The sequence below is a fragment of the Candidatus Tumulicola sp. genome, from assembly GCA_036490475.1.
Taxonomy (GTDB): Bacteria; Vulcanimicrobiota; Vulcanimicrobiia; order Vulcanimicrobiales; family Vulcanimicrobiaceae; genus Tumulicola.
Map to the genome: position 1 here is coordinate 183,932 of DASXDT010000002.1, position 25,501 is coordinate 209,432.

Here is a 25,501-nt window from a genome sequence, read left to right on the forward strand (position 1 = left end):
CGAACGAACGTGACGCTTGCCTCGGCTCTCGAGGACGGTAGCGCCTGCTCCTCGCGGAGTTTAGCTCGGAGGGTTCACTTATATGCCGGTGTGGTACGTACTGCGGCGAAGCGAGCGGCTACCCACGGCGCGACGTCGCCGATCGACTGCAACAGCACCGACCCGTGATCGGCGCCCGGATAACTCAACGTCGAGACGCTCGTGCCGCGTGCGCGATACAGGTTCTGCACTTCCATCGTGCTCGCCGCGGAAATTTGGTTGTCGTCGCCACCCTGCACCAGCAAGGCCGGCACGGATATGCGCAAGTTCGCCGCATCGTTGGCGACCAGATCTTCGTGCAGTGCGGCGAAGTCGCTATCGGCGGAAAAGCGTGCGGCCGCGCGCGGGACGATCGCGTTCCACTCGGCGTCGTGCGCGAGTTCGGAAAAGCAACGACTTTCGAGTTGCGGCAACAGACGGGCGGCTTGCGGTTCGAACATCCGGCTGGGAACGATGCGCGAATCGATAGTCGCGAACCCTTCGACCATCAACGCCAGCACCATGAATCCATAGTTTGGATCCTCGTTGAATTGCTCGCCGGTTTGCACGTCTTGCGGAAACGCGAACGGCGCGTACGACACGACGCCTACCAGCCGTTGCGCGGGCACCAAGCGCTGCCCCAGCGCGGCCGCGGCAAGCGCCATCGCGCCGCCTTCGGAGTGCCCCATCGCTATCCAGTCGACCCCGATCTGCGGTTCGAGATTCCGCGCCGCCAGCACCATGTCGGCGACGTCGCGCGCCAACGACGGCGCTACCATGTACGGATGCACCCCCGGCGTGCCGTTGCCGCGATAGTCGGTTTGCGCGACCGCGTAGCCTCGTGACACGAATGCATCGAGCATACGCTGCTCGATGTTCGGCACTTCGGTTCGCGATGGCGCGCACTGCGGGCCGTTTCCGGTGGTTCCATGCGCCCAACTGATGAGCGGCCAACCACCAACCGGCGGCAATCCTTGCGGGATTGCGACCGTGCCTGACACTGCGAGCATGCTGCCGTCAGGCGCCGACACCTCGTACAGCACGCGCTCGTTGCGAGCGGCGGACGGCAGTGCCGATCCACCGGAAAACGCCTCCGACCGTATCACCGTTCCCGGGCCGCCAGGCGGCAGCTGCGCCGGCGGCGTGTAAAATGCCGTCAGCGATACGGACGCCGCGAGAACCGCGCCTAACAACACAATCGCCGTTCCCTCACAGCGTCAAAAACGTGCATCGATGGGCCGGCGTGACGACGCGCGCCTCGGTGCCGAGGTGGACGATCGGCCTTAAGCTTGAGCAGGCTCCGGCTGCGCCACTTTGAGAACACGTACCCATGAGCCCGTTGTCGAGACGCCACTTCCTTTCGACCGCAGCCGCGGTGGCGGTCGCATCCCGGGTTGACTGGGTGCGTCCGGCGCTCGCGCGGACCACGGCCTCGAAGCTCACCGATATCGACCATGTCGTTATCCTGATGCAAGAAAACCGTTCGTTCGATCATTATTTCGGAACGATGTCCGGCGTTCGCGGTTACGACGACGCCGCGGCCACGATACTCCCGACGGGACGCCCCGTATTCTACCAACCGGATGCGCTCAACACCGACGGTTACGTGTTGCCGTTTCACCTCGATACGAAAACTACGAGCGCGCAACGCTTGCACGATCTCAGTCATGCGTGGACGACGTTGCACCATTCTTGGAACGATGGAAAGTTCGACGGATGGGTGAGCTCGCACCGTGCGAGCGACGGAAAAAGTGGCCCCTTAACCATGGGGTATCACCGGCGTCAAGACATTCCGTTCTACTATGCGCTGGCCGACGCGTTCACAATTTGTGACGGCTATCACGCATCGGTGATGGGCCCGACCGATCCGAACCGTTACTATTGGATGACCGCATCGATCGATGCGAACGGCGAACACGGCGGTCCCGTTACGAACAACCGTGAGAAACGGTACACGTGGGAGACGTACGCGCAACGGCTCGAGAACGCCGGAATCAGTTGGCGCATCTATCGGCCTGAAAGCACGCTGGAGTTTCCTGTAGGACTCGACGTCATCATGAACTTTCCGGCGTTCGCGGATGCGACGCCGACCTCGCCGTATTACGAAAACGCCGTCAAACTGCGCGGCGTGGATGCCCTCCTCTCGGACATTCGAACTGCCAACTTGCCCCAAGTGACGTGGATCGTGCCGCCCTACGAGCTGTGCGAACATCCCGATATGCTGCCGGCTGCCGGTGAGAACTACGTCCGTCAAATCTTGGAAGCGTTTTGGTCGAATCCACGGTTGTGGTCGCGCACCGCATTCGTTATGGTGTACGACGAGAATGACGGGCTATTCGATCACGTCGTCCCGCCGACGCCGCCGCCTGGAACGGCCGGCGAATACGTGCACGGCGCGCCGATCGGGCTCGGTTTTCGCGTGCCCTGCCTGGTGATCTCACCGTTTTCGCGCGGCGGGTTCGCGTATGGCGGAACGCTCGATCACACATCCTGCCTCCGTCTCATCGAAGCGCGCTTCGGTGTCGAAGTTCCCAACCTCAGCCGCTGGCGCCGAGAAACGACCGGCGACCTCACGAAGGCATTCGGATTTGGGACGCCTTCGGACGTCTCGGTTCCCAATCTCCCGGCGACAGCTGCGGCGTTGGCCACCGTCGAGCGGCAAGTCGCGCTGTTGCCTCGCCCGGCCGTTCCGAAGGTGCAGACGATGCCCCGCCAGGAAACGGCGGCATTCTTCCGTCGCCGTCGCGCCTAGTCCCAGGACAATCGTCGTAGCCGCGCGCAACGCACCACGATGGAAAGCGATCTTCCCACGCAGTTTCCCGATACTCCCGACGAGATCGACGAGAACGGTGACGACCGCGACGCGCTCGATGACGAAGGCGACGACGGCGATCCAGTCTCGGACGAACGCATCCACTAACATTTTCACCGCTTGTCCGTTTCGCTCGTACTCGAACGTCTCTTAGGTATCTCAACCAAATGGAGGCTCTACAACATGAGCGAATATCTGTTCCTATATCGCGGCGGTAGACAACCCGAGGATCCCGCCGAAGGTCAAAAAGTGATGCAAGCCTGGGTTGCCTGGATGAAGTCCCTGACGGACGCAGGCAAGCTCAAGGATCCCGGACAGCCGCTCGAGCCGCAAGGCAAAGTCGTTCGGAACGCATCCGGTACCGTGACCGACGGACCGTACGCCGAAGCCAAGGATCTGGTGGGCGGCTTCACGCTGGTCGACGCACAAAGCCTCGACGAAGCGTGCAAATTAGCATCCGGCTGTCCGATCTTCGACGCGGGCGGCACGATCGAAGTTCGCCCGATTCTCAACATGGGCATGTGACGTGAACTCCGGCGACCTAACGTACCGCAACGAAGCGGGACGCATGGTCGCCGCTCTCACGCGCGTGTTCGGAATACACAATCTCGAGTTGGCAGAAGACGTCGTGCAAGACGCCTTCTGCCGCGCGCTCGAAACGTGGAAGTATCGCGGGGTCCCAAACGATCCCGCGGCCTGGCTCATGCGCGTCGCGCGCAACCGCGCGCTCGACGTCGTACGCCGCGAACGCACCGCACGAACGTTTGCGCCCGATCTCGGCCGTTTGCTCGCGACCGAGTGGACGGTCTCCGGCGTGGTCGCCGAACTGTTCGACGAAACCGCGATCGCCGACGATCAACTGCGCATGATGTTCTCGTGTTGTCATCCGAAACTACCGCAATCGACGCAGGCGATGCTCGTCTTGCAGTTGCTCTGCGGGTTCGGAGCGCGCGAGATTGCAGCCGGCTTCGTCACCGAACGTTCCGCAGTCGAACGACGGCTGTCGCGTGCCAAGCGAACCCTCACGAACGGCGGCCCCCTATTCGATATTGCCGATCGCAACGATTTCGAGCGGCGGCTTCCCGCCGTGCTCGATGCCATCTACCTGTTGTTCAACGAAGGTTATCACGGATCGTCGCAACACGCCGTTCGCAGTGAATTGTGCGCCGAAGCACTGCGGCTAGCGCGCCTCATCGCGCAACATCCGATAGGAAGTTCGCCCACGACGCACGCCTTTTGTGCCTCGATGTGTTTGCACGCAGCGCGATTACCCGAACGAGTCGACGACGGCGGTAACTTGCGTTCGCTCCGCGATCACGACCGTTCGCGCTGGAACTCTGGCCTCATCAACGAAGGCCGCGCGTGGCTGGAACGCTCGGCGAGCGGCGACGGCATTACTCGCTATCATCTCGAGGCCGCAATCGCCTGGCAGCACGCCGCGTCTGCGCGTTTTGACGACACCGACTGGAGCGCTATTGCCGGTTTATACGATGCGCTGCTACGAATCGTGCCGTCACCGGTCGTGGCCCTCAATCGCGCGATCGCGATCGGCCAACGGGACGGTCCCGTCGCAGGTGTAACAGCCGTCGCTGCGCTGGAGGGCGACGCCCGGCTCGAACGCTACCCCTTCTTCCACGCCGCTCTCGGTGAGTTTCTCTTCGACGAAGGGCGTGCGGACGAGGCACTCGCGCGATTCGAGCGCGCATTATCGCTCGCTAGAAATGTTGACGAGCAAAATTATCTGCGGCGGCGTCGCAACGCCTTAGCGTCGTCGCCGGTTAGCGCGCCGTGAACACGTCCGTTCCGAACGGCGCGATCTCCGGTTGCCCGGCATAACCCAGCGGCGATAATCCAAAGATCGTCTCGATCGTCCGTAGCAGCGAATAGTGGTTGTACGGTATCGATGACACCGTGCCGGGCTTGATAAATGGCGAAAGCGCAACCGCTCCGATGTAACCGCCACCCGGACCTAGGATGCCGGCATGCTCCACGTTCGGCGCACGTTCGTTACAGCACGCACTGGAGTCGCCGCTGGCGCCTCGAGTAGTGGGTTCGTCGGGGTCGGTACGCGAGACGATTTCGCTCTCATCGAACGTGATTACGAGCAATCCGTCCTTTTTGAAGGCGGGAGATGCTTGAATCAGCGGAACCCAATGTTTCAAAAAAAGGTCAGCCGAAATTAGTCCGCCGGGTTTTCCGTCAGCGCACGGCGCGTCGTGTCCGTCGTTGCACAGGTTGGGAACGATGTAGGTCAGGTTCGGCGTCGTATCGATCGATTGCAGGTCGGCGCCGAGATGAGCGAGGGTTACGACTTTCGCGTCGCATGCCGCCGCATCGTCGACGATCGAATGAAAATAGACGAACGGGTCGTGGCGCGATGCGTACGCGTCTCCGTTTGGAACGCGATCGTTCGGCGCCTCGGCACGCTGCGTATGATCTGGCTGCCCCAGTTGCGGACGGCCGCAGGTTGCGGTCTCGCGCTGCGGATCGTTACCCATGTCTTCCATGTAGCCTTTCCAGGTGAGGTGCGCGTCGTCCAATTGATCTGCGACGGTTTTCACGCTGGGTGGAAATACGCAACCCGATCCGAGTAGTTGATCGTACTCACCGACCTGGTTGCCGGTGAAGTTCGAGTACGTTTGACAATCGTATTGTGTATCGTGGTTCGGCGCCTGACCGCTAATCATCGAAAGATAATTATCGTTGCTCAAATGCCCGGTACCGAAGTACTGCAACAGAATCGCGCCTTGTTTCGGCAACGCCAACGACAAATACGGCGAGGGCGAGTTCTGACCGAACGTCGTCGCTACGCCTTCATTTTCCAAAACGATGACGAACACGTGTCGGACCGGCGGCAGTGGAGCGGCCGACGAGGGCGCCGCCGCGATCATCATACATGCGGCAAGCGACGCCGCAGCAATATGCGCTAACTTCATAGGCTCGCCTTCGGCGCTCGCGCCTGGCGCTACCTTGCTGGAAGCTTCCGCAAAGGCGCAGCGGTCGTGCGCCTTGGGACGCACGTGATACACGCGTACGACCAAGAGACGACCGCCACAACCCCGCCGGCGCCAACCCTCCGGTTACAACTAACCTACCGGAACCGCTGCCGTCGGATCGACCTGCGCAATGAAAGGGAGACCATTACGCAGGTCGATTTCCAAGAGATCCTCGACCCATAAAAGATGACCTAGGTCATCTTTTTCTTCCCGGCGAGGTTAGGGCTTGCTGACGATTTTCCTTGCGGAGCTGGGGGGCACGGCAATCGTCCACTATCCTCCCACCTCCGTACTCTCGGCCGTCGCGCTTTCCCGCATAATCGTCCAGCCGACGCCGGCCACCGTATGAGAAGCGCGGCTACAGGAAACGGTTTGCCCTCGTCGTAGCCGCACGCCAACGCAAGGAGATTTACGATGCGTAATTTTTGTCTTTCCCTTTGGCTGTCGCTAATGGCGCTGGCCACCCCGCTTTCCGCCGGCGCACAGGTTGAAACGACGCCGATTCCCGCAGCGGTAAAGCCGAATTTCTCGTCGATGAACTTTTTGGTTGGAACGTGGCGCTGCAGCACGAAAAGCTCGCGACGTCCATTAGCGTACATAACGACGTCGACCTACGTGCGCGACGCTTCCGGCTATTGGTTGGAAGAGACGACGATCGTCAAGCCGCCGGCGTGGGAACCCACGGCGCTTCGCACCTACGACAAGATTACATACGATGCCGACAGTAAGCGTTGGATCGACGTTAGTTACGGCGATCAGGGTGCGTACGGATTCACGACGTCGCCGGGCTGGAACGGAAGTTCGATCGTGTGGCACGACGCCGCGTTCGTACCCGGGGCGTCGATGAGTTCGAGCAGCGACACGACACTGACCAAAGAGTCGCCGTCCAAGTTCACCACGTCGTCGTCGTTCGTCGAAACCGGCAGCGGGCGCACCATCACCGTGAACGGTATCTGCACGAAGCGGTGACGCCGTGACGGAACGCTCGCCGCTGGATCGGCGAACGTTTCTGAGCGTAACCGCAGGCGGACTGCTCGCCGGTCCGCTGTTGCCGAATGCTGCATCGGCGTTCGATTGCGACGCCGGCGTGCGCCTGTTACACGTACCACTCGAGGTCGTTCCACAACCCGAAGCCATCTCGTTTCGCGTCGCATATCCCGGTAAGGCCCCGATCGAACTTCGCGGACATTTCTGGTATAACGCGCCCGCCCGCCACGCCGGCCGGCGCCTGCCGGCGATCGTCGAACTCAATCCGTATCGGCGTCGCGACGGCATGTTGTACGTCGATAGCATGATGTATCCGTGGTTCGCATTCAAGGAATATTTGTGCTTCCGAATCGACTTACAAGGGTCGGGCGATTCGGACGGCTTGTTGTACGACGAATATTCCGACGAAGAGCTCGCCTACTGCGTGCAAGTAGTCGAGCAGATCGCACGGCTTCCGCTATGCGACGGCAACGTCGCGATGATGGGCAAATCGTGGAGCGCGATCAACGCGCTGATGGTCGCCGCGCGCGACGACGTGCCGAAAGCGTTGCGCACCGTCCTCTTTTGTTGCGGTACCGACGATCGGTTTAACGACGACGTACATTATAAGGGCGGCACTATGATGTACGACAACGTTAGTTGGGCCGAATCGATGTGGGGATGGATGCCGATGCCGCCGGATCCCGCCGTCGTCGGCGATCGTTGGCAATCGATGTGGCGCGATCGAATCGACGCGTCAAACTTTTGGTTCGACCGTTGGGCGCAGCATCAGACGCGCGATGCGTATTGGCGCGCTACGAGCGTCCGCGATCGCATGTCGAATGTCCACATACCAGTATACGTGCTTTCCGGCTGGCAAGACGGTTATAAAAACCCCGCCGTCCGCATCGTGACGGCGCTCGGCGAGCGCGGCGTTCCTGTCGAAGGCACGATCGGACCGTGGGGTCATAAATACCCCTTCGACGGTTTTCCCGGACCGCGAATCGAATGGTTGGACTACATCGTCACGCATTGGTGGGACCGTTGGCTCAAAGGGCGCACGCCGGAAGCGACGACGCAACGCCCGCAGTTGTTGATTTGGATGGGCGAGTCGCGCGGACCACGGCGCACTCCGGATTATCGCGAGCGCGGCCGATGGGTGGCCGAAGATTGGCGTTGGCAGCAACGCATTCTTCCGCTCGAACTCGCGCTGCTTTCCGGCGCGCGCCTGACGGTACGATCGACGGTTCCGCCGCGATCCGAAGAGCGTTGGTTGCAGGCGTCATCCCAAACGCTCGTAGGGACCGACGTTCTCGAAACGAGCTCGTGGGGCGAGTGCAGCAACCCCGACCTTCCCGGCGACCAGCGCGCGAACGATCGCGCGTCCCTCACCTTCGACACGCCCGCCTTGGCGACCGACGTTGCATGTTTTGGACGTCCGTTGGTGCGACTCGTGATGCGATGTACGAGACCCCTCGGGTCGATCGCCGTCCGCTTGTGTGAAATCGAGCCATTGACCGGGCGCTCGCATATGATCACCTGGAATCTATGGAATCTCGCGTACCGCAACGGCGAGCTCCAACCGCCGGCCGACGTGCCGGTCGGCACGCCCTTTTCGGTAGAGCTGCCGCTCGACGTCATCGGGCACGTTTTTCTGCGCGGATGGCGGATTCGTCTTGCGATCTCGCCCGCATTTACGCCGGCGATGTGGGCCGATGCGCGGCCGTTCGAGATCGGCGTTCTGGCCGGCGCGAATGCAAGCGCTTTGGTGCTGCCGTTGCGAGAGGCACGCGCCGCCGACGCAGCGATCGCGAAGCGCTTTGCAGCTTCCGAAACATCTTACGTCGATCCGGCGACGTACGCTCCGATTCTCAAGACCGTACGCGAAGAATCCAACATACGGACGGCGCACACCGCCGGCAGCGGCGCCACAGCACGGGTCGTGGTGCACAAACTGCTCGACTCCGGCAGCTACGTGTACGGCGGCCTTCTCGACGGATTGCTGGTCGACGAACGCGCCGAAGAAGGCTTCACGATAACTAGGGGCAACCCGCTCAGCGCAGTTGCTACGTCGCGTTACGATTCGCGACTGCAGCGCGGTTCGTGGGATGTCCGCGCGGTCACGGCCACCGAAGTGCGTGCGGCGGGAACGCCGTCGCACCCCGAGTTTCGGTATCGCGCCACCATCGATGCCTATTCCGGCGGTGAACCCTTCGCGCACCGCGAGATCGAAGGGCGCATTCCTCGCCGATGGATTTGAGAGCTCTTCTACTGTAATAAGCGATGGGTGATCGCGCGTACGCGCTGCCAAGCTCCCCGAGCGAACTCCGACTGATCGCCGGCGTACACGCGTCTTCCATCGACGAACGCCGCTTGAATCCATCGATCTTCGGATCGATACACTAACGCATTGGTCGCCGGCGACCACGGATCGATGCGCGTCGCGTCGAGCACGATATAGTCTGCCCGGTTACCCGCCGTTAAGTCGCCGCTCGCGACTCGTAATACGTTAGCACCTTCGCGCGTAGCCATTGCGAACGACGCGGATGCACCGAGCGCGCTCCCATCGGTGTACAAAATCTTCTGCAGCAGCGACGCAGAACGCATCTCGTCGATCAGCGATGGTTTGACATCGGCATCCGTGCCGAGCGCGATCGGAACGCCACGCGCGCGCAATCCAACGACGTCACAGATTCCGTCGCCGAGATATTGGTTCGTCATCGGGTTGTGCACGACGCGCGCTCGTCGCCGTGCGAGCAGATCCTTTTCTTCATCGCTGATGTAAATTGCATGCACCGCAACCGTTCTTTCGTCGAGGGCGCCGAGCCGATCGAGGAGCATCACCGGCGTCGCACCGTGTTCGGCGATCGTGCGCTCGCCCTCATATGATGCTTCGGCAACGTGCACGTGAAGCATACAATCGCGCTCCCGCGCGAACGTGGCTGCCGCGCGAATCATCGCCGGCGATGCCGCGTGCAGCGAGTGCGGCGCGACGCACACGTTCGCATCCGGAAAATGGGCAGCCAGTTCGGCCGTGCGCGCCGCCGCGTCGTCGATCGATTCGCGAAACTGGGGTGGCGCCGACGGAGCGTCCATCCACGTGCGGGCGAAAACGAGCCGGATTCCGGCGTCAGCGGCGGCGCGGATCGCCGCTTCGGCACGCTCGTTCCCCTCACCGTTGAGGTAAAAGAATTCGGCAACCGTCGTTATTCCGGCGGACAACATCTCCGAAAACGCGGCCACGAACGTCCAATAGACGTCGTCGGGCGTCAGCTGTGGAACGACGCGATACAGCGCCTCGCTCCGCCAGCGTTCGAAGGTCCAATCATCGGCCCAACCGCGCAAGAGAATCTGGTACGCATGGCTGTGTCCGTTGACGAATCCGGGAACGACCAAACGATCGGCCGGAAACGATCGAGTCGGAAGGTCGCCGGCGGTATCGCGGAGGTCGCGAAAGTTTCCGGCGTCGACGATCGCGCCGTCGCGCACCGCAAAGCCGTAATCGTCGCGCGTTTCGCCGCCGACCAGCGCCCGGGCGCACTGCACCAACTCGCTTACGCTCACGGGCCGCTCACGATCGCACCGTTCTTGACGACGCAGGCTGCGAGATTTCCACCGAACTGCCAGCCGAACTCATCGGGCGATCCGATCTGCAACGCAACGAGATCGGCTACGCTTCCGGGACGAATCGTTCCGGCATCTTCGCGCAACGAGGTGGCCGCTGCACGTGTGACGCCGTACAGCGCTTCAGCTGCCGACAGTCCGAAGAGCTTACGGCCAAAATATGCGACCGTTTGAATGTTGAAGCACGGCGACGTCCCGGGATTATAGTCGCTCGCCAGCGCGACGCTGCCGCCCCCATCTAACAACGCACGCACCGGCGCGCGCCGCGGAAGATCGAGGTACGCAATCGTCGCCGGACAGGCGACGGTGACGATGCCGCGGCCGGCGATCGACGCGACGTCACCGTCGGTGATGAAGTTGCAATGGTCGACGGCATCGACCCCGCACTCTACGGCCATCGCCGCGGCGCCGCCGTAGGACATTTCGTCGCAGTGAACCCGCAGGCGCAAACCGTTTTCGCGCGCGGCCTGCAAATATCGACGCGTCTGCTCTGGCGAAAAGAAACCGGGCTCGCAGAACGCATCCGCATATTTAGCACCGTGCCCGGCCGCGACCGGGAGTAACTGATCGATCAGATAGTCGATGAACGCATCGTTCCCTTCGCGTTCGAACTCCGGCGGGAGCGCGTGGGCGCCAAGCACGGTCGACACCAACGACGGGACGCCGACATCGGCGCGATGCTGGTCGATCAAGTCGAGCAGCGCCGCTTCGCCTGGTTTGTGCAACGCGTAGCCGCTCTTTACTTCGAGCGTCGTCGTTCCGTGCAGCAACATGGTGTGCAAGCGTGGGCCGAGCAACTCGCGATAGAAGCGCTGCGGATCGAGCAACGCCTCGCGCGTGCGCTCGACCGTGTACGCCATTCCAAGCGGTGCCGGCAATCCGGATACTCGCGCGGCAAAGTCAGGTTCGCGGTCGCCGCTAAAAAATGGATGGGCGTGCGCGTCGACCATGCCCGGCACCACCACGCTCCGGCCCAAATCGAGTACATCGACCGAGCGCCGGTCGCGCGTAATCTCGACGGCCGGACCGACGGCCACGACGCGTCCGTTCTCGATCGCGATCGCACCGTCGTCGATCGTGCCCAACCCGTCGAAGTCGATGCGCGATTGCGGCGCGTCGGTATCGCATGTAACGATCGTCCGCGCACGGACGATCAGAGCCGCCAATCGATGCCTTTTGCGTCTGCGGTCACGATGGCTTCTTCGTATCCGGCGTCCGCATGGCGCACGACGCCCATACCGCAATCCGTCGTCAACACGCAGCCCAGACGCTCGCGCGTTTCATCCGTCCCATCGGCGACCACCACCATGCCGGCGTGCAGGCTATATCCGATACCGACGCCGCCGCCATGGTGGAAACTCACCCAGTGTGCGCCGGCGGCGGTATTCAACAGCGCGTTGAGTATCGGCCAATCGGCGATGGCATCGCTACCGTCTTTCATCGCTTCGGTTTCGCGATATGGAGAGGCGACGCTACCGGTGTCCAAGTGATCGCGACCGATGACGATCGGTGCTTTGACGGCGCCGGTACGAACCAGCTCGTTGAACGCAAGCCCGGCTTTGGCGCGATCGCCGAAAGCCAACCAGCAAATACGCGCCGGTAAACCCTGAAACGCGATACGTTCCTGAGCGAGACCAATCCAACGCGCCAGCGACTCGTCGTCTGGAAACAAGCGTAGCAACTCTTCGTCGCAGCGCGCGATATCGTCGGGATCGCCGGAGAGCGCCGCGAACCGAAACGGACCGGATCCGCGACAGAATAACGGCCGGACGAAGGCCGGCACGAATCCGGGAAACGCGAACGCTCGCTCGAAGCCGCCGCGCTGCGCTTGCGCGCGAATGTTGTTGCCGTAGTCGAACGTGACCGAACCGTTGTCTTGAAAACGAACCATCGCTTCGACGTGTGCGACGCAACTTTCCAACGCGCGCCGTTCGTATTCCACCGGATCGGCGGTCCGCAGGGCAGCGGCTTCGTCTAACGTCAGACCGGCCGGAACGTAGCCATTCAGCAGGTCGTGCGCCGACGTCTGATCGGTCACCGCGTCTGGGCGCAATCCGGCGTCGAACAGTGCAGAAAACTCGACCGCCGCATTGCCTTCGTAACCAATCGAAATTGCTTGTCCTGCATTTCGAGCAACCAGCGCTTCTCGAAGCGCTTCGTCGCGCGACGCGACCACGCGATCGAGGTAGCGCAACTCGCGACGGCGCTCGAGACGGCTGCGGTCGACATCGACCACGAGTGCGACGCCTCCGTTCATCGTGATCGCTAACGGTTGCGCGCCGCCCATACCGCCAACGCCGGCCGTCAGCGCGATACGCCCGCGCAAGGTTCCGTCAAAGTGCTGGCGGGCGAGCTCGGCAAACGTCTCGTAGGTTCCTTGCACGATGCCTTGCGTGCCGATATAGATCCACGAACCCGCAGTCATTTGCCCGTACATCGTCAGGCCTTGTGCCTCGAGTTCGCGAAACGTCTTCCAGTTGGCCCAGTTAGGAACGAGATTCGAGTTGGCGATGATGACGCGGGGTGCGCGTGCGTGCGTCTTCCACACCGCGACGGGCTTGCCGCTTTGCACCACGAGCGTTTCGTCGGATTCCAAACGGCGCAGCGTGCGAACGATCGCGTCGAACGCCTCCCACGAACGCGCCGCCCGGCCGTTGCCGCCGTACACGACGAGATCGTCGGGGCGTTCTGCCACTTCCGGATCCAGATTATTTTCGAGCATTCGCAACGCGGCTTCTTGCGGCCAGCCTTTACACCGTAATTCCGTACCGCGCGCTGCGCGAACTCGACGCGAGTTTACCGTGGTCGCCATAATAGGCGAGCGTTCCATCAGGGGATGGTCGATGCCTTGAGCGAAGGCTCGCCGATGAACATCCGCGTCATTGTTTTTCTGAGCGCAGCCATCGTTTTTTTCGGCCGCACATGCGTCTTCGCCGGAACGACCGGATCCATAACCGGCATCGTCACCACCCCCACCGGCGCAGCGGTCGGCGCCGTACGCGTGACCGCCGTTAGCCCTTCGCAGAGCAGCAGCGTTACGACCGATGCATCCGGTCACTTTACGATGCTCTCACTCGCTCCGGATACGTACACCATTACGATCGTCAAAGCCGGATTCCAAACCGTCACGACGACCGGTATTTCGGTCTTCGCCGATCAATCACAAGCGTTGCGCTTGAGCATACAGACCGCGCTCAAGACAATTGCGACGGTCACCACGCGCTCGTCGATGGACGTCGTTAAACCCGGAACCACCAGCGATGTGTATTCCGTGAACTCCGCCGTTAGCCAAGCGGTACAAGGCGTCGGCGGCGGCGGTAATTTGAACAACGCCTATTCGGCCATCGCGACGGTCCCCGGCGCGTTCGTTCCGCCGAACCAGCAAGGCTGGGATCAAGTGGTGTATATTCGCGGCGGAAGTTACGACCAGATTGGCTACGAGTTCGACGGCGTACCCGTCAACCGATCGTTCGACAACTATCCGGGCGGCACAGCCGGCACCCTCGGACAGCAAGAGCTGCAGGTGTACGCCGGCGGGGGCACGGCCGGAGAAAGTGCCAGCGGCCTGGCCGGCTTTATCAACCAAGTCATCAAGACCGGAACGTTTCCCGGTTACGCCAACGTGAGCGCCGGCATCGGCTCGCCGACGTTCTACCACGATGTAGAAATCGAAGCCGGCGGAGCAACGCCCGACCGCCTATTCTCCTATTACGTCGGCATCGGCGGCTACAATCAGGATTACCGCTATCTCGATCAGTTCAACGGTTCGAATTTAGGCGATGTTTGGGGCTATTCGATTATCGCCGACAACACGGCCCACTTGTATTTTGGCGGCGTGTTCCCAACGTGCGGATACACCGCGCCGCAAGATTCGGGCTATTATCAGGGCCCGAACGAATCGCCGGTGTACAATCCGTTCGATCTGCGTCAGGGACAGCGCGGATACGTCGGAAAGCCCCAGGGTATCTCTGAAAATCCCGGCTGCTATCAAACGGTCACCCCGGCGTACGCTAGCTACAACTGGATCGCCGATCGCGAAAACGTTGCAAATTTCCACATCGGCATTCCGCATAAGCGTGACGCCGGCCGCGACGACGTCCAGATCCTCTACAACGTCACCGCGATGCAGAGCTCGTTCTACAGTTCTCAGAACGACTTGGGGCCGCACCTCGTGCAGCAGTTGAACGAAGTCGTCTACGGTCGCAACATTCCGCAAGTATGGGGCGACTTTTTGACGTGGCCCACCGGCACGTACTTCGGCGAGAGCCCCGGCAAGGTGTCGCCGACCGCCTACTACATGCCCAGTTCGCCCAGCGGCCGCTGCGCGAACATTACGCCGTATCGAGTCCCCGGACGTGCGCCGGCGATTCCGAGCGCGTGCGCCGGCGGTGACTACTCGGCGGTTCCAAACGACGCACAGGATGCGTTTTGGAACAACGCCTCTATCTTCAAGCTGCAATACCAGCACAATATCGGTTCGAACGCGTATCTGCGCCTGTACGGCTACTCGTTTTACTCCGACTGGTTGCAGACTAGTCCGCTCAGTTATGCGTCCGAACTCTACGGCTTCGGTGTAACAAGCTACGACTACGAACTAGAATCGCACACCCGCGGCATCGCCATGGAGTTCGCCGACCAGATCGACCCGAAATCGCTGCTAACCTTTAACGCCAACTTTACGACCGCGAGCACCAACCGGTATAACAACACCAACTTCAATAATCTCTTGGGTACCGACGCGACGAACCTCACCAACGGTACAGAGTGTTTCAGCAAAATAACGGGCAACGTGAGGCCGTGTAATAGCCCGAGGACGAGCGGCACCTTCGGTAATCCGGAGCCGACACCAGCAATTCCCGGCGCGCAATGGGAAATCACGAATACGGGCGACTCCGGTTTCGTCAATAACGTTACACCCAGCTTCACTGCCATCGCCCTGCAAGACGAATGGAGCCCGACCGACAAACTCATCGTCAATCTGGGCTTGCGCGACGAAATATACGCGTACGATCTCGCAAACACGTCGAGCAACGGCCAAAACTTCTGGTTCCTCGCCGGGCAGCGCGAGTTTTGTTATAACCCGGTCACCCTGCAACCGTATCTTCATGCCGTGCCGCCCGCCAGTGGACGCCCGAACAATCCATTCATTACCTTCAATTGCCCGGTCGATGATTCGATCCCGGCCCATCCCGTGCAGACCGTTCACCCCGACGGCAAAGACGGGCATCTGCTGCTGAGCAATCAATACGATCCGCACGTTTCCGACAACGCCTTTACACCGCAGTTGGGAGCGACGTACACCATCAACAACGACACCGTGCTACGCCTTTCGGCCGGCCGCTTCGCTCAAGAGCCGGAGACCTATCAAGTGCAATATAACGCCAAGGACAGTAACCTCGCGTACGACTTGTTCCAAGCGTTTTGGCAATATGGCTACACGACACCACGGCACGATCCGGCCGTGCAGTATTCGAACAACTTCGACGCATCGCTCGAGAAGCGACTCAAGGGCACAGATATGTCGTTCAAGCTCTCGCCGTTTTATCGCTACGCGACCAACCAAGTCTATAGCGTTTCTCTACCGTTCGGTCTGAGCGGTGGCCTCAACAGTGGCATCGAGCGAGTCGACGGCGTCGAGTTCGAATTTACGAAAGGCGATTTCAATAAAGACGGGCTCGCGTTTATCCTCTCCTACACGTATACGAACGCGGCAGAAAAATGGGCCAACTATCCGGGCACATCCATCAACCCGATCGACCCGTACAATCAAGACATCGCGAACTTCAACGGCCTGACGAAGGGCGGCGGCGGTTCGCGTTGCTACGAAAACGATAAGCACGGAAACGTCTATCCCGATCCGAGTTGCGCGCAGCTCAAGCCCGGATACAATCCGGCGATTCTCAACCCGTATTACGGGATGAAGCAGCAACCGCTTCTCGACCGCAACGGATGGTATCCGGTCGGACTCGACTACGGCTATCTCTCTCCGAGCGTGCTGAGCGCGGTGGTCAATTATAAACACCATAAGTTTTCGATCACGCCGGCACTCACGTTCAACGAGGGCCAGCCCTACGGAAATCCCGCCGATACGATGGGCATCGATCCCCGCACGTGCACGGCCAACTCATCGAAAATCGTCGACTCTCCCATCCATAGCAGCAACCCGCTACAGGCGGATTATACGAGCTGCGGACTTGCTGCAACGCAAAACGGCACGTCCGCCGGCGTTCTCTACATTCCCAATCCGCAGACCGCAAAGTTCGATTCGTTCGGTGCGTTCCGGCAGCCGTCGCAGTTGAACCTGAGCATGTCGATGGGATATCAGATCACGCCGAGGATCAAGGCCAACTTGCTACTGGCAAACCTTGCGAACGCGTGTTTCGGCGGTTCGTCGGAACCGTGGACCAAACAGTTTCCGCCCAACTCATACACGTGTGGATACATTTCAAACTATTATTACGTGTCGAACTTCTACAACGGTACGTCGCCCAACGACCGGGGCGCGAACGGCGTGGCGCTCAATCCCGCGTTTTCGCAATCGTATATTCCGGCGTATGCGGACGCGAATTCCTTCGTACTGCCCGGACCCTTCAACGCCTATTTGACGGTGGATATCAAGATCTAGGCGGGTTCGACCGACGATGTTAAGGCGCAGCCGCTGGCTGAAACGGCCGCTGCTACCAGCGATCCAGAAGCGATAAGCCGGCGCGCAGATACGATATCGGGCGCCGGCGAACGGTCCTCGGTCCACGGTGCGATCGTCTGTCGCGCGACGTCGTAGGCGGCCTGCGTTCCCGCGCCCGATTTCAGCGGCCGGCGGAAATCGGTCGCCGTCACCGCACCGAGCAACTCGCACGCCAGCGCGCCTTCGACGTTGTCGAGCACGCGAATCAAATTGTTTGCCGACGTCATGCCCATGCTGACGTGGTCTTCCTGACCGGCCGATGTGGGTATCGAATCGACACTGGACGGCCACGCTAGCCCTTTGTTGTCGTTGACGAGCGCCGCGGCCGCGTACTGCACGATCATCAGGCCCGACTGCAATCCCGAACGACCGGTCAGGAACAACGGAAGGTCGCGGTCCTCGGCATTAAGCAGCAGATACAGACGGCGCTCGGCGATCGACGCGATCTCGGAAATCGCCATCTTCAGGTAATCGAGTGTGAGCGCGACCGGCTCGCCGTGAAAGTTGCCGCCGGATATGAACACGCCGTCTTCCGGAAAAACCAACGGATTGTCGGTAACCGAGTTCGCCTCAATATAGGTGACGTTTCGTGCGTGTGCGATCGCATCGCGCACGGCGCCATGCACCACCGGAATGCAGCGGAACGAGTACGGGTCCTGAACCCGTCCGCACTCGGCATGCGACTGCACGATCTGCGAGCCGGCCAGTAGCGCTCGTAGGTTGCGTGCGACGGCGAGTTGGCCCGGATGGGGACGCAACGCGTTCAAGCGCCGGTCGAAGACGCGTTCCGTTCCGAGATAGGCTTCGAGCGACATCGCAGAAATCACGTCGGCGGCGGCAGCGAGACGCTCGGCCCGCAAGACGCCTAAGGCCGCGACCGCGGTCATGACTTGGGTGCCGTTGATGAGCGCTAGGCCCTCTTTAGGACCGAGCGTCACCGGGCTCAGACCGGCGCGCTCGAGTGCGACCACGCTCGGCAATCGCTCGCCTTCGAAATACGCTTCGCCTTCGCCGATCAGCACCAACGCCATGTGTGCCAGTGGTGCCAAATCACCGCTAGCGCCGACGGAGCCCTGACATGGAACGACCGCGGTGACGTCGCGATTCAACGACTCGACGATCAAGTCCAGCGTCGCGGGCGCGACACCCGAATAACCGGCCGATAACGAGTTCGCGCGTAGCGCGCTGGCCGCGCGAACGATGCGGGGATCGAGCGGCGCTCCGGTGCCAGCGGCGTGGCTTCGAACCAGGTTCAGCTGGAGCTGAGCGGCATCGCTGGGGGCGACCGGAACGTGCGCCAGCCGGCCGAAGCCGGTCGTGACACCGTAAATCGCTTCTCCACTGGCAAATCGCTCGTCGACGAACTCGCGCGCACGAAGGACAGCCGCCCGCGCCGGTTCGGAGATTCGGACGAGCGACCCATCGGCAATGGCTTCAATCGACTCGAGCGAACAGTTCCGGCCGTTGAGTTCGACCATTCCACTCCGGCGCGCGACGCTCACGTGTTAGAGATTTCTCCAATCGGCCGCGGCCGGTTTGACGAATGGCGGTCCGTTCTGAATGACGATGCTCTCGTGGTCGCGCAAAACGATCGTGCGCGGATCGCTGCCATGCCAGCTTTTCCCGTCGACCCAAATCGACAACCGGTTTCCGTGCGGCGCGGTAAGGCCGGCGGCGCGCGTCCAACTGAGCTCGCGGCCCCAGATATCGAAGAACTGCCCGAGCGTGTAGTTTTTTATCACGGGCGCTTCGATGTGGATATAGCCGTTGCTATCATGCGTATGGATCCAATAGAGGCAACCCGCCGTCTCGGACATCCCGATACTCGCGGGCACCGTGATCCGCTTTCCGCGATCGTAGAGCTGCAGTTGCGCGTGCACGTGTTCGGCGACACCTTCGGTTGGGTTGCAATCGACTCCGTCGATCGGCAAACTGCCATAAAAGTTTTGTGCGACGAGCATCGCGACGATTCCAAGGATCGGCATGAACGCGGACCTTCGACCTGCATAGTGGATAACCCAACCGGAGCCGGTGCATAAGGCAGAATTCTTGTGGAGAGGCTGTTCATTTCCCGAAATCCAGATTGCCGGTCACCATACCGAGTGCTACGATACCTTCACTTCGGATTACGAAGCGCGACACACGTAAAAGTCGCGAGTGTCCGTGCATCAAGACGTTGCGCATAGCACGTTGCGGTCGCGGCGCTCGAACCGCCGGCCGGAACGCCTCATCGTTCTCCCACCCGAGAGCGACGGCACCGAACTCGGTGTGAGGTTACGTCGGAACCCGCCACGACGAACGTTTGGGCGGGTTTCGTTATGTCTCGGGGCCCGCTCGGTACTTCTCGGCGATTTCACGGCTCAACGCCGCCGTGCGTTCGCGCGCCGCAGGCGGATCGAGCACTTCGGCTTGCGCGCCCCAACCGAGGACCCATCGCACGAACTCGTCGACGTCGCTCACGCGGTACACGATTTCCACTCCGCCGTCCTCGCGGCGCTCGACGTGCCGATCGGGCAGTACGCGCGCCGCGATCGCGGCTTTCGCGATGCGGGGCGCGAACGCGACGCGCACATCCAGGACGGGTCCGCCGGCGAAAACGCCGCTGATCGAGCGGGCTGCGAACTCCTCGATTCGAAAATCGGCGGGTCGCACGAACGTCGACGCAAGCACGTCTACGTCACCCATGCTGTCGATTGCGAAGGTTCGCGTATCCCGCCGACCGCGGTCGTGACCGACGCAATACACGCGTCCGCCGTTCACGACGAATCCGTACGGGTCGATGGTGCGAACGCTGGCCTTACCGTCTTTGTCTCGATATGAAAATCGCACCGCCCGCGAGGCTCGCTCGGCAAACGACAAGAACGCGAAAAAGCGATCGAGGCGCTCGTCGAGTTCGATCGCGGGAAGGCGAAACGCCACCGGCGACTGCGTGGCGACGTGCGCTTCGGCAGTGCGTCCGGCCGTACCGACGAGTTTATCGGTGGCCTCATCGATCGACGAACCAATCGTTCCGCCGATGCTCGCACCCAGCGAGCGCAGCGCGACCAAGCCGAAGAGTTCGCCGCTCGAGAGATCCATTCGTTTGAGGCTGTAGCCGCCGGCAAATCGGTAGGCGTTCGCCGATCGATCGAAATACCAAGGGAACCCGGCGTCCGACAAGATGGAGAGGTAGCGTCGCAGACTGCGCGTGCTTGGAGCGCGAGCTCCCTCGGCGACGCGCTCTTTGAGCGCCTCAAACGAATGACGCCCTTCGTCGATTGCGTTGAGCAATCGAACGAGTAAGACGATTTTCGATTCGGCGGCTTCCACGCGTCGTTATTGCGGCTTCGGAAAGCAGCCGTCGGGAGCGTTAATCGGCGGGGCCTGCGGTATCGGCGGCGTCGCCGTGACGCCGATCTCGACCGGAAAAAACGAACCGCCGTCCGTCATAGTGAGCACCGTCGACGTCGTCTGCGCGTTGGGCGCTAACGCAATCGCCGCGACGAGATACGGAACCGGGCGTCGTACGCAACCTAGCTCCACCAGATTGCCATCGACCAAAAAACTCGCGCGATCGATCCCGACAATCGGCCGGAAATACACGTACGCCGTTGCCGGCTGGGCCGCCGGATTGGACAGCCCGATATCGATGCGATGTAGCACGCCGTAATCGCCGTAATCGCGACCGTCGGCCGCCGGGTCGACGTTTTGCGGCGCAGGTTCGCGATCGCCGATTGTGACCGTCGCGTCGGGTCCGCCGGCAGCATATTGCAACGTCGAGTTTCCGTACGTGCCGAGCACGAAGGTACCGCTGCGGTGATGTCCGTCGCGCGGCAACGGCGCGAGCGATAGGGCGCTGCGCGCGTCGTCGACCGGCCCGATCGAAGCGACCGTTACGGTTACCGGGCCGCCGGAAATGACGTTGAAATCGATGCTGCCCGCGACGCCTTGCCTGGCCGTCAGTGACTCGTCGCGCAATACGAACGGGCGGTCGGCCGACACGTCCGCAACGATGCCTTCATTATGCGGCTGAACGTCGAGCACGGTGCGTGAAACCGAGTGGCCCACCGACATGACGTCGATATTGGGGCCGGCTGCCGCATCGATGATCTGCACGCTGGCCGGGGTTTGCGATGTCGTCGACAGGAGCACGACGATGCGGTGCGGATCGAGCGCGTCGTCGTGGTAGTAATATAAACGCGTCGGACGTCCGCTTTGGACTTGCCCGGAAAAGAGAACGCCGTTACCGAGCACGTGCTCGGGATCGTCGTCGTAGAATAGCACGTCGGGCGAGAACGACGGAACGGCGACGTTTTGTACGGCGACTTGTGTGCTGCCCGCAACGTCGAAATAGCGCGGATCGCCGCCGACCGTTACCGGCACCGAATACGTCGCTTGCGCACCCGGCTGCATCGATTGTGTTGCGGGTTGCGGGTCACCGACGGCCGTGCGCGCTCCGTATTGCGGGGGCGTCAGCCGTAGCACGACGGCGCGAATGGTCGACGCCAACCACGCGTCGCCGGCCGGTGTACCGGTTACTTGGAGATTTGTTTGCGACACGATCGTTCCGGCATCGAACGCGACGCGAACCGGAACGTCGGCGACGCCGCCACCGGCATCGACAACGTGTACGATATCGCTTCCCGTTGCTTGCGTCGCGGTGACGACGATCGATCCGGTTGCCGGATCGACCGCAACGGTGACCAGCCGCTGCTCGGCCGTTGCGCTCACCTGCCCGCTCGCGCCGGAAACCTGGAGCGTGCGCTGCTGCGCCGGGTTGAGTCGCAACGTCGCGGGCGACACAGAAAGCACGCTTGGGCTGGCCGACGGCGATGGGATCGGTGCCGTTTGGTCAGGTGACGGTGGAACCGGCTGCGCGACCAGGAGTCCGGCCAGTAGAGCGTGGAGCATCGCTATCTATCCGCCATCGCCCAAGAGGCCTCATGCAGAAATCGACGCCGGCTCCAAAACGCTTCCTCGAAGACTTCACCGTGGGCGAGGTCTTTGAAACCGCGTCGATCGACGTGAACGCTGCCGAAATCCTGGCCTTCGCCGAGTCGTTCGACCCGCAACCGTTTCATCTCGACGAAGCGGCGGCGCGGGCCGGCTTTTTCGGCGGACTGGTCGCCAGTGGCTGGCACACGGGCGCCCTGACGATGCGCCTCTTTGTTGAGAGCGGCGTTATGCGCGAGATCGGCGTCATCGGTTTCGGCGTCGACGAACTGCGCTGGCTCGCGCCGGTGACGCCCGGGGACGAGCTGCACCTGCGCGGCGAGGTCGTCGAAGTACGCCCGCGACCACATCGTCCCGCCCGTGGAATCGTGCGTATACGCATCGAGACCGTCAATCAACACGGATTGACGGTCATGACGCAGATTCCCAACTTGGTCGTTCCGGCACGGCCGGAACTCCCCGTAGCGGACGGCTAGTTAACGGCGGCTTCGGTCGGCGGAGCCGCCGGCGGTTCGACCGACGGAATCTTGGTGTACTTCATCTTCTCGGGAGCATCCGGGTCGACGTCTCCCAGAATATGATCGCCGGATTTGAAAGTGCCCTTGAGCATTTCCTCGGCCAGCTCGTCTTCTACATTCCGCTGAATCGCGCGGCGCAACGGACGCGCGCCGAACTGAGGATCCCAACCCTTCTTCGCCAGAAGAATCTTCGCAGCTTCGGTGACCTTGAGCTCCATTTCTTGGGCTCGGACTTCGCGAATGACCTTATTGAGTTCCAGCGTAACGATCTGCTCGATCTCGTCGCGCGTAAGCTGATGAAAAACGACGATCTCGTCGACGCGATTGAGGAACTCAGGACGGAACGTCGACTTGACCTCTTCCAGCACCTTATTCTTCATACGTTCGTACGCTTTGGCTTCGTCGTCGGCGGTGCTCTTCTGCGGTCTAAATCCAATGTCGGACGTGGTCGTCATGCCCGTCGCGCCGACGTTGGATGTCATCACGATCACGCAATTTTTAAAGTCGACTTGGCGTCCTTGCGAATCGGTCAAACGTCCATCGTCCAGGACTTGCAGAAGCAAGTTGAAGACGTCCGGGTGTGCCTTTTCGATTTCGTCGAGCAGTACGACCGCGTACGGGCGTCGACGAACGGCTTCGGTAAGCTGTCCACCTTCCTCGTAGCCGACGTATCCCGGGGGTGCTCCGACCAAACGGCTGACCGAGTATTTCTCCATGTACTCAGACATGTCGATACGAATCATCGACTCTTCGTCGTCGAACAATAGGGCAGCGACGCTGCGTGCAACTTCCGTTTTGCCGACGCCGGTCGGTCCGAGGAAGATAAACGATCCGATCGGCCGCGACGGACTCTTCAATCCGGCGCGCGAGCGGCGTATCGCCCGCGTCACGACCTCGATCGCTTCGTCTTGACCGATCACGCGCTCGTGTAGCAAGTCTTTCATTTTGAGCAACTTGGCCGTTTCGGCCTCGGCCAAACGGCTGACCGGAATACGCGTCCACGCGGACACGATCTCGGCGATGTTATCGGCGGTAACTTTCAGTACGCGATCGGTCGCGGCTTTGCGCTCTTGCCAATCGGTTTCGAGGCGAGACTTCTCCAGTCGAAGCTTTTCTTCTTTATCGCGAATCGATGCGGCCTTGTCGAACTCTTGGTTCCGGACGACCGATTCTTTTTCGGCGATGACGCGACGCAACTGCGCGTCGATCTCGCGGACCTCCGGCGACGGCAACGTCGCTTGCAATCGCACGCGCGAGCTGGCTTCGTCGATGAGGTCGACGGCTTTGTCGGGCAGAAAGCGATCGGTGATATAGCGGTCGCCTAGCTTCACGGCAGCAACGAGCGCTTCGTCGGTGATTTGCACTTTGTGGTGCGCTTCGTAACGCTCGCGCAGGCCTTTGAGAATTTCGACCGCCTCTTCCAGCGTCGGTTCGCCGACCATGATTGGCTGGAAGCGACGTTCCAGCGCCGAGTCTTTCTCGATATGCTTGCGGAACTCGTTGAGCGTCGTCGCGCCGATGCACTGCAGTTCGCCGCGCGCCAACGCCGGCTTGATGATGTTGCTCGCGTCGATCGCGCCTTCGGCCGCGCCGGCGCCGACCAGCGTGTGCAGCTCGTCGATGAACAGAATGATCTCGCCGGCAGCGCCGCGGATCTCGTCCATCACGCGCTTCATGCGCTCTTCGAACTCGCCGCGATACTTCGTGCCGGCGACGAGGCCGGCCAAATCCAGCGTGATCACGCGTTTATCGCGTAACGGCTCTGGGATATCGCCCTTAATTACCCGTTGCGCTAGGCCTTCGGCAATCGCCGTTTTGCCGACGCCTGGTTCCCCGATGAGCGCCGGATTATTCTTGGTGCGACGCGAGAGAATTTGAATGACGCGTTCGATCTCGTTGTTACGTCCGATGACCGGATCGAGCTTGTTCTCGCGCGCTAACGTCGTCAGATCGCGCCCGTACGCGTCGAGCGTCGGCGTCTTGCTCTTGCCTTTGGGCGCCGGCGGCTGGCCTTCGGCACCCAGCAGGGACGTAGTTTGAACGCGTACCTTTGCGGGGTCCACGCCCAGATTCGTCAGCACGCGGGCCGCGACGCCTTCGCCTTCGCGAATCAGACCGAGCAACAAGTGCTCGGTGCCGATGTAATTGTGGTTGAGCTGGCGTGCCTCTTCGAAAGCGAGTTCGATCACGCGCTTCGCGCGCGGCGTGAAGACCATTTCTTGTTGGACGGTCTGGCCGCCGCGTCCGACGATGGCTTCCACTTCCTGGCGAACTTTGGATAAATTGACCCCGAGGGACTCGAGGACTTTCGCGGCTAGGCTCTCACCTTCGGAGATGATTCCGAGCAGAATGTGCTCGGTTCCGATGTAGTTGTTTCCTAGGCGTTGGGCTTCTTCTTGAGCGAGGACGATACTACGGCGTGCTCGCTCGGTGAAGGGCTCCCACATTGACATCGACTCTGGTTTTCCTTTCGGGGCGTCGACAAATATAACTCAGAAGCGCGCTTGCAAGTTTCGCCGCCTCCTACCTATGCCGCATCTAAGGGGTTTACCCTTCGGTCGAGGGAATCCGACATACATGCCTACCGTCGAGCAAGTACGCGAAGCGCTATCCCACGTCAACGACCCCGAACTGAACCTTGGAGTTCTCGACCTCGGGCTGATCTACGACATCAGCGTCGAGGGCGAAAGCGGCGAACACGTCAACGTCGTCATGACGCTGACGTCGCCGATGTGCCCGGTCGGGCCGATGTTCAAAAAGTCGGTCGAAGATCACGCGCTCGCGGTCGAGGGCGTCAAGACCGCGAATGTGGATATCACCTTCACCCCGCCTTGGGATCCGAAAACGATGGCATCCGAAGACGTGAAGGTGTTACTCGGTATCTGGTAAGCTGACCGCCTCCGCAGCACAACCAGGCGACGGGGGACTCGTCGAATACGGCACCCGCCGT

19 protein-coding genes are annotated in these 25,501 nt (G+C 61.3%); 9 read left to right on the forward strand and 10 right to left on the reverse strand.

The features are described 5' to 3' along the window. Positions 1–74: 74 nt before the first annotated feature. A complete protein-coding gene (locus tag VGF98_02375) occupies positions 75–1,214 on the reverse strand; it encodes an alpha/beta fold hydrolase (protein HEY1680470.1) in 1,140 nt (379 codons plus the stop codon). A 134-nt stretch (positions 1,215–1,348) separates the two neighbouring features. Here VGF98_02375 and VGF98_02380 point away from each other — a divergent pair, with 134 nt between their 5' ends. The 4 genes from VGF98_02380 to VGF98_02395 all read left to right on the forward strand — a co-directional run bounded on the left by VGF98_02380 (position 1,349) and on the right by VGF98_02395 (position 4,622). Beyond that, positions 1,349–2,770: an alkaline phosphatase family protein gene (locus VGF98_02380; protein ID HEY1680471.1), complete on the forward strand. Its 1,422-nt coding sequence runs from the start codon at positions 1,349–1,351 to the stop codon at positions 2,768–2,770. 39 nt (positions 2,771–2,809) lie between these two features. After that, a complete protein-coding gene (locus tag VGF98_02385; protein HEY1680472.1) occupies positions 2,810–2,938 on the forward strand; it encodes a hypothetical protein in 129 nt (42 codons plus the stop codon). 75 nt (positions 2,939–3,013) lie between these two features. Beyond that, positions 3,014–3,355 (forward strand): YciI family protein, encoded by a 342-nt coding sequence (locus VGF98_02390; GenBank protein ID HEY1680473.1) that lies wholly within the window; start codon positions 3,014–3,016, stop codon positions 3,353–3,355. 43 nt (positions 3,356–3,398) lie between these two features. Then, positions 3,399–4,622 carry a sigma-70 family RNA polymerase sigma factor gene (locus VGF98_02395; GenBank protein ID HEY1680474.1) on the forward strand — a complete coding sequence of 408 codons (1,224 nt, stop codon included), beginning with the start codon at positions 3,399–3,401 and terminating at the stop codon, positions 4,620–4,622. On the opposite strand, the gene VGF98_02400 is transcribed toward VGF98_02395, so the two are convergent. Further along, positions 4,609–5,766 (reverse strand): alkaline phosphatase family protein, encoded by a 1,158-nt coding sequence (locus VGF98_02400; protein HEY1680475.1) that lies wholly within the window; start codon positions 5,764–5,766, stop codon positions 4,609–4,611. The genes VGF98_02395 and VGF98_02400 overlap by 14 nt on opposite strands. A 474-nt stretch (positions 5,767–6,240) precedes the next feature. On the opposite strand from VGF98_02400, the gene VGF98_02405 reads away from it, so the two are divergent. Together VGF98_02405 and VGF98_02410 are read left to right on the forward strand one after the other, a co-directional pair. Then, complete coding sequence (locus VGF98_02405; GenBank protein HEY1680476.1) at positions 6,241–6,795, forward strand: hypothetical protein; 555 nt, start codon at positions 6,241–6,243, stop codon at positions 6,793–6,795. 4 nt (positions 6,796–6,799) lie between these two features. Then, positions 6,800–9,052 (forward strand): CocE/NonD family hydrolase, encoded by a 2,253-nt coding sequence (locus VGF98_02410; protein HEY1680477.1) that lies wholly within the window; start codon positions 6,800–6,802, stop codon positions 9,050–9,052. A gap of 8 nt (positions 9,053–9,060) precedes the next feature. On the opposite strand, the gene VGF98_02415 is transcribed toward VGF98_02410, so the two are convergent. From VGF98_02415 to hutU, 3 genes are read right to left on the reverse strand one after another with little or no spacing between them, the layout of a single operon-like run. Next, complete coding sequence (locus tag VGF98_02415; GenBank protein HEY1680478.1) at positions 9,061–10,356, reverse strand: amidohydrolase family protein; 1,296 nt, start codon at positions 10,354–10,356, stop codon at positions 9,061–9,063. Continuing rightward, positions 10,353–11,582: an amidohydrolase family protein gene (locus VGF98_02420; protein HEY1680479.1), complete on the reverse strand. Its 1,230-nt coding sequence runs from the start codon at positions 11,580–11,582 to the stop codon at positions 10,353–10,355. Before VGF98_02420 ends, VGF98_02415 begins: the two co-directional genes overlap by 4 nt. Beyond that, positions 11,570–13,246, reverse strand: a complete 1,677-nt coding sequence (gene hutU, locus VGF98_02425) for a urocanate hydratase (GenBank protein HEY1680480.1) — start codon at positions 13,244–13,246, stop codon at positions 11,570–11,572. Before hutU ends, VGF98_02420 begins: the two co-directional genes overlap by 13 nt. Positions 13,247–13,282: 36 nt before the next feature. On the opposite strand from hutU, the gene VGF98_02430 reads away from it, so the two are divergent. Next, the gene (locus VGF98_02430) at positions 13,283–17,041 is read left to right on the forward strand and encodes a TonB-dependent receptor (protein ID HEY1680481.1); all 3,759 of its coding nucleotides are present in this window, start codon (positions 13,283–13,285) and stop codon (positions 17,039–17,041) included. On the opposite strand, the gene hutH is transcribed toward VGF98_02430, so the two are convergent. From hutH to VGF98_02450, 4 genes are all read right to left on the reverse strand, one after another. Further along, on the reverse strand, positions 17,038–18,603 hold the full coding sequence (hutH, locus tag VGF98_02435) for a histidine ammonia-lyase (protein HEY1680482.1): 1,566 nt from the start codon (positions 18,601–18,603) through the stop codon (positions 17,038–17,040). The two genes, VGF98_02430 and hutH, sit on opposite strands and share 4 nt — an antisense overlap. 3 nt (positions 18,604–18,606) lie before the next feature. Then, positions 18,607–19,086 (reverse strand): hypothetical protein, encoded by a 480-nt coding sequence (locus tag VGF98_02440; protein HEY1680483.1) that lies wholly within the window; start codon positions 19,084–19,086, stop codon positions 18,607–18,609. A gap of 331 nt (positions 19,087–19,417) precedes the next feature. Next, a complete protein-coding gene (locus tag VGF98_02445) occupies positions 19,418–20,410 on the reverse strand; it encodes a WYL domain-containing protein (GenBank protein HEY1680484.1) in 993 nt (330 codons plus the stop codon). Positions 20,411–20,416: 6 nt separating this feature from the next. Further along, positions 20,417–21,991 (reverse strand): hypothetical protein, encoded by a 1,575-nt coding sequence (locus tag VGF98_02450; GenBank protein ID HEY1680485.1) that lies wholly within the window; start codon positions 21,989–21,991, stop codon positions 20,417–20,419. An 80-nt stretch (positions 21,992–22,071) separates the two neighbouring features. Here VGF98_02450 and VGF98_02455 point away from each other — a divergent pair, with 80 nt between their 5' ends. Continuing rightward, on the forward strand, positions 22,072–22,509 hold the full coding sequence (locus VGF98_02455; protein HEY1680486.1) for a MaoC family dehydratase: 438 nt from the start codon (positions 22,072–22,074) through the stop codon (positions 22,507–22,509). Here the strand turns inward: VGF98_02455 and VGF98_02460 are convergent. Next, a complete protein-coding gene (locus tag VGF98_02460) occupies positions 22,506–25,004 on the reverse strand; it encodes an ATP-dependent Clp protease ATP-binding subunit (GenBank protein ID HEY1680487.1) in 2,499 nt (832 codons plus the stop codon). The two genes, VGF98_02455 and VGF98_02460, sit on opposite strands and share 4 nt — an antisense overlap. A gap of 124 nt (positions 25,005–25,128) precedes the next feature. Between VGF98_02460 and VGF98_02465 the strand changes: the two genes are divergently transcribed. Further along, on the forward strand, positions 25,129–25,440 hold the full coding sequence (locus VGF98_02465) for a metal-sulfur cluster assembly factor (GenBank protein HEY1680488.1): 312 nt from the start codon (positions 25,129–25,131) through the stop codon (positions 25,438–25,440). Positions 25,441–25,501: the final 61 nt, after the last annotated feature.